This window comes from Photorhabdus viridis, from assembly GCF_040256935.1.
GTDB lineage: Bacteria > Pseudomonadota > Gammaproteobacteria > Enterobacterales > Enterobacteriaceae > Photorhabdus > Photorhabdus viridis.
The window spans coordinates 1-12,558 of the sequence record NZ_JBEJZY010000071.1 but is presented as its reverse complement, the minus strand read 5'-3'; the positions used below and the strand labels follow the sequence as shown (position 1 = coordinate 12,558).

At 43.2% G+C, this 12,558-nt stretch carries 12 protein-coding genes and 1 pseudogene; 3 read left to right on the top strand and 10 right to left on the bottom strand.

The window, feature by feature from the left end; all coding sequences use genetic code 11:
- The 3 genes and pseudogenes from ABR397_RS21050 to ABR397_RS21040 form a co-directional block, all read left to right on the top strand.
- A pseudogene (locus ABR397_RS21050) lies at positions 1 to 563 on the top strand (DUF6862 domain-containing protein); the annotation flags it as partial.
- 11 nt (positions 564 to 574) lie between these two features.
- Positions 575 to 922: an immunity 8 family protein gene (locus tag ABR397_RS21045; protein ID WP_350307424.1), complete on the top strand. Its 348-nt coding sequence runs from the start codon at positions 575 to 577 to the stop codon at positions 920 to 922.
- A 110-nt stretch (positions 923 to 1,032) separates the two neighbouring features.
- Positions 1,033 to 1,347 carry a hypothetical protein gene (locus ABR397_RS21040; protein ID WP_350307423.1) on the top strand — a complete coding sequence of 105 codons (315 nt, stop codon included), beginning with the start codon at positions 1,033 to 1,035 and terminating at the stop codon, positions 1,345 to 1,347.
- A 314-nt stretch (positions 1,348 to 1,661) separates the two neighbouring features.
- Here ABR397_RS21040 and lhgO read toward each other — a convergent pair whose 3' ends face one another.
- The 10 genes from lhgO to ABR397_RS20990 form a co-directional block, all read right to left on the bottom strand.
- Positions 1,662 to 2,585, bottom strand: a complete 924-nt coding sequence (lhgO, locus tag ABR397_RS21035) for an L-2-hydroxyglutarate oxidase (protein WP_350307422.1) — start codon at positions 2,583 to 2,585, stop codon at positions 1,662 to 1,664.
- Between the two features lie 3 nt (positions 2,586 to 2,588).
- Positions 2,589 to 3,749, bottom strand: coding sequence for an RNA-guided endonuclease TnpB family protein (locus ABR397_RS21030; protein ID WP_350307421.1), 1,161 nt, complete (start codon positions 3,747 to 3,749; stop codon positions 2,589 to 2,591).
- Positions 3,750 to 3,758: 9 nt separating this feature from the next.
- On the bottom strand, positions 3,759 to 4,262 hold the full coding sequence (locus ABR397_RS21025; protein ID WP_350307420.1) for a DegT/DnrJ/EryC1/StrS family aminotransferase: 504 nt from the start codon (positions 4,260 to 4,262) through the stop codon (positions 3,759 to 3,761).
- Positions 4,263 to 4,278: 16 nt separating this feature from the next.
- The gene (locus ABR397_RS21020) at positions 4,279 to 5,493 is read right to left on the bottom strand and encodes an MFS transporter (RefSeq protein ID WP_350307419.1); all 1,215 of its coding nucleotides are present in this window, start codon (positions 5,491 to 5,493) and stop codon (positions 4,279 to 4,281) included.
- The gene (locus ABR397_RS21015; protein ID WP_350307418.1) at positions 5,490 to 7,763 is read right to left on the bottom strand and encodes a glycosyl hydrolase family 65 protein; all 2,274 of its coding nucleotides are present in this window, start codon (positions 7,761 to 7,763) and stop codon (positions 5,490 to 5,492) included. Before ABR397_RS21015 ends, ABR397_RS21020 begins: the two co-directional genes overlap by 4 nt.
- Positions 7,757 to 8,803 (bottom strand): NAD-dependent epimerase/dehydratase family protein, encoded by a 1,047-nt coding sequence (locus tag ABR397_RS21010; RefSeq protein ID WP_350307417.1) that lies wholly within the window; start codon positions 8,801 to 8,803, stop codon positions 7,757 to 7,759. The genes ABR397_RS21015 and ABR397_RS21010 overlap by 7 nt, the downstream gene beginning before the upstream one ends.
- 240 nt (positions 8,804 to 9,043) lie before the next feature.
- On the bottom strand, positions 9,044 to 9,463 hold the full coding sequence (locus ABR397_RS21005; protein ID WP_350307416.1) for an HAD family hydrolase: 420 nt from the start codon (positions 9,461 to 9,463) through the stop codon (positions 9,044 to 9,046).
- A 14-nt stretch (positions 9,464 to 9,477) separates the two neighbouring features.
- Positions 9,478 to 9,960, bottom strand: a complete 483-nt coding sequence (locus ABR397_RS21000; protein WP_350307415.1) for an adenylyltransferase/cytidyltransferase family protein — start codon at positions 9,958 to 9,960, stop codon at positions 9,478 to 9,480.
- A gap of 10 nt (positions 9,961 to 9,970) precedes the next feature.
- A complete protein-coding gene (locus tag ABR397_RS20995; protein ID WP_350307414.1) occupies positions 9,971 to 10,468 on the bottom strand; it encodes a GNAT family N-acetyltransferase in 498 nt (165 codons plus the stop codon).
- Entirely contained in the window at positions 10,458 to 11,777 is a 1,320-nt protein-coding gene (locus ABR397_RS20990) for an aspartate aminotransferase family protein (RefSeq protein ID WP_350307413.1), read from the bottom strand. The genes ABR397_RS20995 and ABR397_RS20990 overlap by 11 nt, the downstream gene beginning before the upstream one ends.
- Positions 11,778 to 12,558 lie beyond the last annotated feature (781 nt).

Genomic DNA, 12,558 nt, shown 5'->3' with positions numbered 1-12,558 from the left:
TCGGGGATATTAAAGGTCTTGTCGAGGCTGAGAGTGCATTAGATTATCTGGTCGCCGCGATAGCCATTATTCCCGGTGCAGGTGATGCCGCTGGGAAGACCATCAAAGCGGCAGAGAAAGCACTGAAGAGCAGGGATGTCGGAAAAGCGTCTAAACTGATTAATAAAGTCAGTGATGAAATCTCTGCATATAACTCGACAACTTATCCAAAATTGAAACATGACTTGGCAAAACAAAATTTGCACAATATTGCTTCGCAGGATTCAAGGCTAGCAGCAGCGATTAAAGGGGACAATGGCAAGGTTAACTTTGGTATAGGAAATGGAAGTCGTGAAGAAGCTGATCGGTTGGGTAAAATTTGGGTTGGTGATGGTGCGAGGCCAATCAATGATGGAACGGGATTAGTTAGTGCTGATGGTACTCGTATATATCGTTTCCCGACAGAGAAAAAAAATAGTAAGCATGCATCAACAGGAACTCAAGCTAATTTTGAAACCTTTAAAATAAACTCATCTACAGGCGATAAAATTAAGATAGGAAACGGTCATTTGGATATCCAATAGGATGAATTTTTATGAAAGCGGAACTAAAAAGCATATCTAGTGATGATTATGATCTAGATTCATATTTTCCTGATAACGAAGAAGAATTCTTATTAAGAGTCATATTGCGCATTGGAGAAAAAGATAGTGAAGGGGCAGATAATTTTGATTTATTTATCTGCACTCCAGGTTGGCTATTAAAACATCACTGGGCACCAGAATTAATCAGGCATATGTTACTTGTACGCAAATATGATCTGGCTGAAATCACCAAAACCATAACAGATTATATAGATAAATGTGAATGTAAAGACTGGGAGGAAATAGCTGAAAAGCTCTCCCGTGTTTTTGCTTGGGAATATGAGGATTATCAAAGCTAATATTGATAGCCCCAGCTCTATACTTACCTCTCAATCCGATCTCTTGGTTAAGAGACAGAACTTGGCTGGGGTTTTTTATCCTCTGATTATTACTTACCTATCAGCAAAAATTGGCCACAAAGCCGGCGAAAATCACGCTGGATAAAACTTTCTGCGACCCAATGAGCATTCAGGCTGGCGGTAAAATTATCGGCGGCGTTGCCGGTGCAATTGCGACTCATAGCGCAGAAGGTGCGGACAGTGGTGCTAATGCCGGGGAAATTGTCATTGTCCTGGCGCATCTTCTCTCCGCCGCAGAGAAAGAAAAGTCAGGAATACTCAAAACCTACGAGGAGAAAAAGAAGGCCTTTTGTCAGCAGTCACCGGAGTCGTGTAAACAAGCCGGGAGAATAAAAAAACAGGCATCCATTAATACCAGATTTTGAAAAGGTACAGAATAACTAAAAACGGCTTATTTCCTGTTATGTTTAATGTATTCACCGACAATGTTATCCTCCAGTTATTTTGCATTTAACTGCCCTGCCATGACTATTTAAAAGAATGAAAACAGAGATATTAAAGATTTCATACAAAAGACGGATTTAACTATAAGTGTAGTGATGTGATTGCTTACTGCCTTAAATTAAAAAACCATCACTAAAATTTTTCTACTCAGAAGACGATTTTCCAGTGATGGCTTAAACAGAATTCGGGTTAAATTATGAATACAAAATATCAACAATTCCTCGTGGCTATCTTTTCAAGGCACTGAAAAATACCTTCGGACAATCTCCCGCCCAATTTCCATTGATGCTGTTGCTGCTGGTGACGGTGCGTTGCAAATATGCAATGAACGACGACCGACCAAAAAGTGAAAATCATCTACTAGTTTGCCATCAGCTGTCAGCGCTTGAGCGCGAACTCCGGCTGTTCCTAGAGTAATATCTTCTGGTTGTAAATCAGGGATAAGCCGACGAGCATCGTCGGTAAAAAGCTTGTGCGAAAATGAACGCCGTATTTCTGCCATACCTTCGCTAAAATAGCGTGTAGCAATCTTCCAAAATCCTTTATAAGTGAGGATTTCCGCCAGATCACGCAAGGAAAAATCTGTCTTGAGATACCCCTCGCGCTTAAAAGCCAATACCGCATTGGGACCAACATCCCGTTTGCCATTGTACATCCGAGTGAAATGAACACCAAGGAATGGAAAATCAGGATTAGGGACGGGGTATACCAGATGATTAACTAAATAATTTTTATTGCTGTTCAGAACATAATATTCACCACGGAATGGAACAATTCTCATTCCAGTCTCATAACCTGCCAGCTTGGCAATTCTATCGCTATGCAATCCCGCACAGTTCACAAGCTGTTTAGCTTGATAACTCGTTTGCAAGGTTTGTACTTCAACATACTCAGCATGTTCATGAATAGCATACACATGTTGCTGATAATAAATATCACCGCCTCTGCTTTGAATGATTTCTGCCAATTTTTCTGCAATCTCTGGATAATCCACTATCCCTGCATCTGGCACTAAAATTGCCTCAAGTCCATTAACATAAGGCTCACGTTCTTTCAACTCTGCTTGTGACAATCGACTAATTTCAAGCCCGTTCTGTAACCCCCGCTGATAGATATTCTGTGACTGCTCCCCGCCGTAAAAAACGGCGAGGCTTCCCACTTCTCAGGCCGCAACCGTTGGTGCAACGGATTTACGCAGGCCTCCATGAGCAGAGACGACGTGTCCCGCCGTCTGTAATTCAACTATCCCTTTTTGCCGGATGTTGATCGCCGCATTGATGTCACGGTCATGTTCTACCGCGCATTCAGGGCATTGCCAGCGCCGTTTATGCAGCGGCATTTCCGACATCTTGCCACCACAACAATGACACCTTCTGGAACTCGCATACCACTGATCGAGTTTCACCACATAAACGCCTTTTTGTTCCGCTTTGTATTCCAGCCTGCTGATGAAACTGTGCCAGCCTGCATCCCCAATAGCACGGGCAAGTCTGTGATTTTTCATCATGTTTGCCGTTTTCAGTGTCTCCACAATGATCGCTTGGTTTTCGTCAATCAGTGTACGGGAAAGCTTATGCTGAAAATCGGCTCTGGCGTTAGCTACATGTTCATGGCACCTGGCTACCTGTAACCGCGCTTTCGCCCGGTTAGCGCTGCCTTTTTTCTTTCGGGATAAGGCTTTTTGTTTCCGCCGCAAATTGCGGCTGTGGCGGTTCAAAAAGCGGGGATTCGCGATTTTTTCACCCGTGGATTTAATGACAAAGTGCGACAAGCCCATATCCAGACCAGTGATGTCCGTTATCAGGCAGGGTTTTGCTGGGACTTCCTGACCATCATCACAAAGAATCGCAGCATAGTATTTACCCGTCGCACTACGTGTCATGGTGATGCTTGATACCTTGCCGATGATTTCCCGATGGATAACGGCTTTAATCGGCGTCATTTTTGGCAACTGGATAGCGTCTGTGAGTATCTTACCGTTAGGGTGATAACTGGACTGTTTGCCGTGCTTGCTTTTAAAGCGGGGGAATTTTGCCCGTTTTTGGAAGAAATTTTGAAACGCCCTGTCCAGATTAATGACGGACTGCTGTAAGGCTTGAGAATCATAGTCTTTTAGCCAGTGATAACGGCGAGATTTTTTCGCTTTCGCCAGTAACGGCTTTAAGTCGCGTTTCGGATTTAACGATACTCCGTGGCGCTGGTACATGTGGCAGCTGATATGGAGCGCTTTGTTAAAGACGCAACGCACTGCGCCGAACTGGGCATTCAGAAATTCAGCCTGTTCAACAGTGGGATAGAGGCGGACTTTAATGGCTCTTTTCATGATAACCGCTCATTGATAGCATTCTATCATTTTAGGGATTTTCAGCGCGCATTTCAAATGAGTGCGTACATTAGCACGACACAACGAGACAATCGGGTCAATAGCTACAGGCCGTCCACGTAAATAAACAGGTATAACAGCCTTGGTTCGATCGGTTAGCAGCGGAGCAATGGTATCAACGTTGATGAGTTCATCATCTCCTACGTCAGCAAGGATAGGTGTAGCACCGGCAGCAACTATTGTCCCGACGGTTGCTACAAATGTATTCGCACAAGTTATGACCTCATCGCCCGGCCCTATTCCTAGAGCTTGCAATGCAAGCAGTAAAGCATCAGTACCGGAGTTAAGTGATACAGCATATGCTCCTCCGCAATACTGTGACATCCATTCTTCGAATCTTGAGACTTCTTCACCTAGCACAAAATCACCAGCCACCAGAACATCTCGCCACTGCTTGAAGATAAATTCGGATAGGTCTAGCGCTTGCTCTTGGATATTGTTGCACTTGATCATAATGTCGTTGCCTCTTTTAGGTTCTTCGAGTGATAGCTACAAGTGCGATGACAGCAATTCCCACGGCACTGACAATCGCGGTTATTGTCAATGTTTCAGAATATCCGACCATCGCACCAAATATTCCTGCGCTAAGATAGATGAATGGATGTGCACCACTGGTCACAAAGGTATCGACGGCAACAACTTTTCCAAGATCTTTTTCCGGGGAAAGTGTTTGCATCGCAGTTGCCCAACCCGTTAGCCACGACGCCTCAACAATCCCGATAAACGTTGCCCCCAGAATGACCATCCAAGCAAAACTGCCCATTCCCAACAAGAGCATTGCGCTACAGAGAAACAGGCCACAGATCACGGCAAGTAATATTAGACGCTGATGGCCGGAAGTCAGTACCGTAATGACTGAGCCGATACAAGCGCCAGCTCCCGATGCAGCCAGACAAAATCCCCACATTGTATCGCTGAAACGATCACTGATTGCATATGGTGCGACAACCAAAAAGATGGGAAAACACAGGACATTCAGGATCAACGTCGCAGTAAACCCAAGTGACAAAACAGAGTTGCCAGTAATAATCGTGATACCATTTAATACCTCCCGTAAGGAGAATTTATCGTCTGAACCACGCACCCCGATATCGGGTATCAGCACAGTGAAAAAGGCTGCGGCGAAAAACGTTATTCCATCCATGAGTATTCCCCATACAGGATCCCACAATATGATCACAACACCGACTGTGGCAGGAAAAACTACGGCCACAAAGTTGTCGATAAAATTCATCGCACCATTTCCGGCGACTAACGCCTGCTTGGGGAGCAGATTCACTAGCAAAACTTGGGCGCATGGACGAGAGACTCCAATACCAATGCCAAAGATGAGGTAGGCAAGGACTAACCCCCACCACGGAGCACTTGACATGATTAATACAGTTGCAGCAACTTGCGCCAATCCCCTGGCGGTGTCTGTCGCGATAAGCACATGTTTCGGTGACTTTCTGTCTGCCAGAACTCCGCCGGCAAGAGCACCAATCACCGTACCTACCCCTACCGCAGCCATTATAATTCCGAAAACATCTGCACTAAGTTTGGCATGGATCAGGGCAACGGGCAGAGCCGCCAGACAGACGGCGTCGCCAATCATTGACAACCCTTGACCAATCAGTAACTTTCGGAAGGATGAGGAGCGTAATACCTCGGAATAAGGTAATGCGCGTTCAGAGAATGGGGTCATTCTGTTTCTCCGCAAATAGATATGCGCCCGTCTGAGCAGTATTCAGCCACCAGTTTCTTCTCACCGCTATAAATATCGACTATGCCATCTGCAAGTATCGTGATCAGCAGTCGTTTTCCTCGAAAATAGACTGTGAATCGATAGGAGTTCCAATGGGATGGTAATTGGGGACGAAAATAAAGTCTTTCACCGTCAACGCGAAGTCCGGCCAAGCCTTCAACAAGCCCTTGCCATGCTCCGGCATAAGCTGACAAATGCAATCCATTGTTGTAATTTGAGATAGGAGTGAAATCTAGATTATAGCGACTTGCACGTGATATGAAATCGGCACAATTGTCTGCCTCACCGATGTCTGCTGCAAGCATTGCATGAGGGCCGTAACTCAATGATGATTCATGAACAGTACGAGGTTCGTAGAATTTGAATGCAACTTGCTTCATTTCATCTGAGAAATCATCAGGAAACATAGACATGAGCAGAACGACATCAGCCTGCTTTATGGCTCCGGAAGTGAAATTCTCCAATTTTGCGGCAGAAGACCGTTCATTTTCATCCATAAACTGTGGCCCTCGCTTCTTTTCATTCCTCAGCCCAGTTTCCTCAAGAGTTGCATATCCATCGAATTCTTCAGGAATAGAAACACCATCAATCATCATCCAGGGAAGATATACGTTGTTGCTAATTGCTTTCCAATTTTTCATCTCGGTTACGGAAATTTCGGGGAAAAATTTACAATCAATCAGTGAAAGAGCAAATTTAATGCACCATCTGAGAAGATAATTCGTAAAGAAGCTATTATCGACATGATAATGATATTCATCCGGTCCCATCACCGAGTTGATGACATACGCCTGTTTTTTATCAGACCACGTGAAAACAGATGCTGCAAATCTTGCACATTCAGCGATGATCTTATAACCGCACATGTTCATATAAGTATCATCATTGGTTGCCAACCAATATCTGTATAAGGCATAACAGACATCAGCAGAAATGTGTAGTACTTCATCGACACTCCATTCTCGTACCATGCCAGCATCAGGATAAGACAGCACATAATGAGGCCCATTCTCTGTTCCACGATCATTCGAAGCCTCAGGAAAACGAGCACCGGAAAATCCCGTGGATTTTGCGAATTCAATTGCTGCTTCCATACAGTGATATCGGTAATCAATGAGTGTTTTTGCGACTTGCGGATCATTCCAGATCCAAAATATGCATTTGTGAAGCTCTGTATCAAAGAAAGTTGCCCCTGAATGATAGGGGCTAGTCAGGCCGCGTGCCGGAGAAATAGAACCCAGCATATGGTTATATGAATCAATACCGTGCTGTAAAAGCTGAAAAATTGCATACTTAATGCCGAGTTCTATTGATTCATCGGATGCATTGATTGTCACATCATGCTCTTCCCATAGTGTTCTCCATTGAGTTTGGTGCTCATTTTGGCAAGCTGTAATATCAAATGGAGAAGACGATATTCCAAGCCCCAAGCTGTCCGCTTCTGAACGTATCTGCCAGTGTGTGTATAGCTGATGACATTCGTTCATAGAAAAATCGAAAGTCACTGATGTGGCGCAGCTCCTCCCTGAGTCTGCCCATGTAGTTGCGAAGCCAGAAGAGAATGACTGTCGCCTGAATTGGATGTCGTAGCATAGACGTCGTTCTGCTGTTGTGACAATAATGCTAAAACCGCCTTCACTAAAATGACACTGACCAATACTATAATGACGGGCGGTTAGCCATGGAGCTGTACCTAAATACTCATTAACTGCGGAAGCATCAAGGCCGTAGTCCAGCCGCAATTGACGTGGCTTTCTGGTGGTGCCGATGTTTATCTGACGCAATTCTATAATGGTTGAAACTTCAGTTTTATTGGGAACATCAATAAACTGCGTCACTATCAACTCGAACGCCTCTCCTCTGACATGCAAATATTCGGTGCTGGTGACAGATGCCGTGTCGATAGATAAGGTAATTTTTGCCGTTTTCCCGTCTTGATAGCTTGCTGGTTCACCGGTTTCTACATCATAGAGCCGGAGAATTCTTGGTGCAGGCAATGATACTATCTCACGTGAGACACCAATCCCTGACGCATATACCCTGTCCATAAGTAGCTGTACTCTCTGCGTCCGTTCAGATGATTTTGGTACATGTGGACGTAGACCAATAAGGCTATTAGCCAACGTTGTAATACATGAAATAAATGTAGACGAGTCTGGGCTGATTTCAGTCACTATTTCATGTTTTTTTCCATAAGAGATGATCAGCACGAAAAACTCCTTGACGAGTTGAAAGACCAATCTGCACATTTCATATTCAACATATTATGGTAGCGAGAGTCTTTGAGGATATCAGTGCTGTCAATAAACTTTCCTGATTGCCACTTCTCACATATTTCTAAAACAGCATCCCTGATTGTATAAACAAACTGAAACCCAAGTTCTTTCTGCACCAAACTAGAATCAAGTCGGTAAGATCTCACATCACCAGAGGATGTCGTTGTGATAGGTACATCAGTAACAAAATAGCGGTCAACAACTTCTTTAACTTGTTGTGCGATGTCAGTTACAGTGTGGTTCTCATAACCGACATTAATGGCACGCCCGCAGAGTGAACCAAGAGAATCACCTCGAACAAGTGTTGTATATAGACGAGTTAAATCGCCAATATGAACATTGGGTCGGTATTGGCCCCCGCCAAAAACGGTAATTTTACCTTGTGAAAGCGCACTCGCAGTCAGAATATTGACAGTCAGATCCAGACGCTGCCTAGGCGACCAACCACAAACTGTCGCCGCTCTGACTGCGATGGTTTCAAAGTTCGCATCTGTCAGGTCAAAAAGAACTGCTTCACCTTCTGCCTTATATCGGTTGTAGTCAGTAATGGGAACACACGGTTGGTTTTCATCGACGATAGGTTGATCATTGATTCCATAAACACTCGCTGATGAGGCATAGATAAAACGTCGGCATCCCTGACGCTTAGCACTTGTCATGAGATGAGGAAGACACCCAATATTTATAGATCGGCTCACTTCTGGGTCGGAGTTAAAGCTAGGATCGTTTGCAACCGCAGCAAGGTGTATTACTACTGTGACTCCCTGTAATACATTTTCGACGAGCGTTTGGTCACGAATATCACCTTTAATGAATTCCAAATGAGGATGATCAAGAAAGAGGCTCAGTCCGTTAGGGAAGAAGTGGGCATCTAGCACTTTGACCTTGTAGCCAGCAGCTAATAGTTTAGGCACTAACCGCGACCCTATATATCCTGCTCCGCCTGTTACAAGAATAGTTGAGTATTGAGTCATATCATTTCCTTATATTGTATCAACAATCGGAATTGTGATGTTATCAAGTGATCGAAGGATAAAAACGCGTGGGTCAGTAGCTACAGGCAGAAGTTCATTACGGTGGAGTTGATAAGCTCGAATGCCAAGATTACAGGCTACATCGACAGAATATGGAGAATCATCAATAAGCGTGACGCCTTTTGAATCATGCTCTTTGATGAGCTCTAAGAATAACCCCTCTCGAGTCTGATCTCGCTTTTACTGCACTACGTTTTGTTGATTGAGAGATATTCCAGCCTTACGTAGCATGGAATCGAATAAGCAAGATGCGTTTTGCGAGGCTGTATAAAATTTGATATACTGTTGTGATAATTCGAGCCGTTTTAATAGCCGCAGTGCATCATCAAAAAACTGGGCATATACAGAAAGTCGGAGGAATTCAATCTGTTTAATTTCCGCTAATGCACTACTACTATTTATATCAACGGACAGTCTATCCCTTTTCAGTTCCAGAAGCCGGGATGCACCTTCCAGGCGAGGCCGTCCAGCTATATTGACAAGATATTCTGCATGGGTAAGTTCTTTGTCTCCGATTTGACGTGCAGTGTTACGCCAAGCTTCGTAGTGTGGAGTGTCAATAAGAGTTCCGTCGAGATCAACCAATAGAAGTGTTTGCATTTTGTCCCCACTGTTCACATGCTTTCGTGCATGATTATGTTTGCAATTCGCGATGTCGAATCCATCACTTTGTCGTCAGTGAAAACTATCCGTCCCCCATTGCTTTCAACCAGTTCTTTTTCTGCATACAGTCTCGGGTCTGTGCTGGCACCATAATCTGCACCTTTAAAAAACACATCGGGGTGAAGAGTCGTGAGCATAAATTCAGCGGTCGGTGAGTGGTTCACTATCACATGATGACAGTACCGAATTGATGCGATGAATTTGGCACGATGATTGTCAGAAAAAATGGGTCGATCAGAACCCTTGTTGATGTACTTATCAGTGGTAATTGACACGAAAAGACGATCAACTAGTAAACTCGCCTGTTGTAGATGGTGTATATGTCCAATATGGACGATATCAAAGCATCCGTGACACAGTCCAATTGTCAGACCATCTGCTCGGTAATCTTTAGCGAGATCTTTTAACTCGGTGATGCTGTTAAGAACGGCCATACAGCGCCTCCTATGAAATAAGATGTTTTGCCATTATGTTTAGGTGTTCGGACTTTCCCCAATAGTCAGGAATTTGCCCGACTATCTGGAATCCGTTGCGAAGATGGAATAGATATGCAGCACGTTCTTTGTCGATGTTGCCAATATCTAGGCACAGGTATTTTTTCTCAAGACTTAACGCGAATGCCTCAATTTCGTCATAGAGCAAGGAGGCAATACCGTATCGGCGATAGCTTTGATCAACAACCAACCAGTCAGCCCAGAGAGCGTGCTTTGATGGTATCGATCCAAGGCCACATCCCATTGTTCCAATTAACAAATCTCCTTCAGTTGCGATAAACCGTGCCTCCTCATAATGGGGATTATCTAGTTCACGCATAAATTGAGTGCGCGCAGACTGGACTAGATCATCTGTAGACTCAATTTGTGAAATAAGTTTAAGGACATCTTCCATATCAGAGACATTAAAGCGTCGAATAAGAGTCATGCGTGTATCTTTAATTATCATGGTATTCCAACCTCGTCAGCGCGGAGTCCAGACGATCACATGCACTATCTATCATCTCCGCAGTATGCAAAGCAGATAGTGTCACTGGTTCTGGGCAATAAGTCAGAGGCAATAAAAAGCCGTATAAGTTATATTCTGTTGACAGCATACGGAATAATTTATGTGCGAACCTCACAGGGTAAGTTTGTTCTATATCCTTCATTGTTTTTGGACGCATTGAAGTCCCGATATGGACTCCAACTCTGCCACCATAACCATCGATATGGCACGGAATGTTGTGCTTATTAAATATTTCCCTCAGATTTTTTATCAGTTGACTTTCCAAACCTGCAACATGTTGGTAAGCAGCGCCATCTTCTAAATGTTCAATAACCGCCAAAGCAGCAGAAACAGACAGATATCGACCTGTATTTGTTCCACTTATCTGCACAGGTCCACGTGGCGCAATCACATCCATGTACTCAGCTTTACCAGCGATCCCCGCTATCGGCATTCCACCGCCGAATGCTTTACCATATGTTGCAATGTCGGGAATAACGCCATAATCTTTTTGGGCACCGCCAATATTCGCTCGGAATCCTGTTAATACTTCATCAAAGATCAGCAATGCCTTATGTTTTGTCGCGAGCATACGCAGATTTTGGAGAAACCCTTCATCTGGTTTAATACAACCGATATTCAGAGCTATAGGTTCAAGAATGATCCCAGCGACATCATCGGAGTAAGTTTCGAATGCCTTTTGCACTGCATTTAGATCGTTCCATGGCAATGGTACAGTGAGTTGGCCCAGTTCAGGGGGAATGCCGACAGTACCTTCAAGGCGTTCTAGTTCACCATTACCATTTGAGAGCATTGAGCCACTTCGTGGAGAAGAATCAATATTCCATGTCAGGGTGTCATTTAAGCCATGAAAGTGACCTTCAAACTTGAAAATAATGCGTTTACCTGTCACGGCTCGAGCTATCCGTGTTGCATACATCGTGGCTTCTAATCCCGAATTTACAAGACGCAATTTCTCTGCACACGGAATTGCGGCACAAAAGAGCTCACTTAATAACTGATGCTTTTCAGTTTCATATTGCTGAAGAAAACCGCGTGACAGCGCATCAGTGATAGATTTTCGGATAACGGAACTATCGTGACCAAGGAAACATGATCCCCACCCCATGATATAATCATCGTACCATTCACCTGATGATAACTGTATTCGGGAGCCAGAAGCATTTCTGATCTGTATTGGCCCGATAACAGATAAGTGATTCCAACCAGCTAATACGTTACCTACACGTGTTTCGTTAAACTTTATCATTATATTTCCTCATAAACGTCGCTAAATAATTCTTCAGAATAGAGTACCCGTGTTATGAATATTAATTCGGATTCAATTTAGGTCTGACAAATGAAAATGATCAATCTATATACCGGTCATTCCACACTTAATTAATGGCCCGCTCATTATAATAACAATCGCAAATTTGTGAATAAAACAATTAAATTAGTTATAAATTAGTTTTCGGTACTTTTATTCAGTTAAATTATTCCTTTTCTTCATCAAGAAATCATCACACTATCATTACAGAGGCAACCATAGTTTATTCCTGAATAACTAATCCCCAGAAATTCTACATTTCCAAATAATTTCTGAAATCCGAAAAACGCCATGCTCATGCAACCATTTTCAGCGAAACAAATCCTCTAAACATGTTCTAAATGTCAGATAGATAAATTAGTTATCACAGATATGGTCAGATGTATTTTTCCAATAGGCCAATAACTTAAATTTAATACTTGGTGGATCACTCATATTCTCACCCTGCTCCACTCCATATTTTCCTCTAAATAGGTATCAAAAAATTATGCAAAGTACTCTACTATTTTAAATCCGATTATTACTTAGGAATTTTATTATTTATATTTATTATAAACAACTCTATAACATAATGAATTTAACTTATAATTCAGCGGGTAATAAAAAGTTAAGGTAGATTCACATAATAAGTGCAACATCGTTAATCTGGAAGTAAACATGTTCGTATTCCTTTAAATAATTCATTCGGTGTTTTCCCACCCCGTGTTTTTCGAGGGCGATT

What these genes read in the sequence shown, in the direction of transcription:
- ABR397_RS21045 (WP_350307424.1), top strand. Translation starts at nt 575, where the DNA reads ATGAAAGCGGAACTAAAAAGCATATCTAGTGATGATTATGATCTAGAT.
- ABR397_RS21030 (WP_350307421.1), bottom strand. Translation starts at nt 3,749, where the DNA reads ATGAAAAGAGCCATTAAAGTCCGCCTCTATCCCACTGTTGAACAGGCT.
- ABR397_RS21025 (WP_350307420.1), bottom strand. Translation starts at nt 4,262, where the DNA reads ATGATCAAGTGCAACAATATCCAAGAGCAAGCGCTAGACCTATCCGAA.
- ABR397_RS21020 (WP_350307419.1), bottom strand. Translation starts at nt 5,493, where the DNA reads ATGACCCCATTCTCTGAACGCGCATTACCTTATTCCGAGGTATTACGC.
- ABR397_RS21010 (WP_350307417.1), bottom strand. Translation starts at nt 8,803, where the DNA reads ATGACTCAATACTCAACTATTCTTGTAACAGGCGGAGCAGGATATATA.
- ABR397_RS21005 (WP_350307416.1), bottom strand. Translation starts at nt 9,463, where the DNA reads ATGCAAACACTTCTATTGGTTGATCTCGACGGAACTCTTATTGACACT.
- ABR397_RS21000 (WP_350307415.1), bottom strand. Translation starts at nt 9,960, where the DNA reads ATGGCCGTTCTTAACAGCATCACCGAGTTAAAAGATCTCGCTAAAGAT.
- ABR397_RS20995 (WP_350307414.1), bottom strand. Translation starts at nt 10,468, where the DNA reads ATGATAATTAAAGATACACGCATGACTCTTATTCGACGCTTTAATGTC.
- ABR397_RS20990 (WP_350307413.1), bottom strand. Translation starts at nt 11,777, where the DNA reads ATGATAAAGTTTAACGAAACACGTGTAGGTAACGTATTAGCTGGTTGG.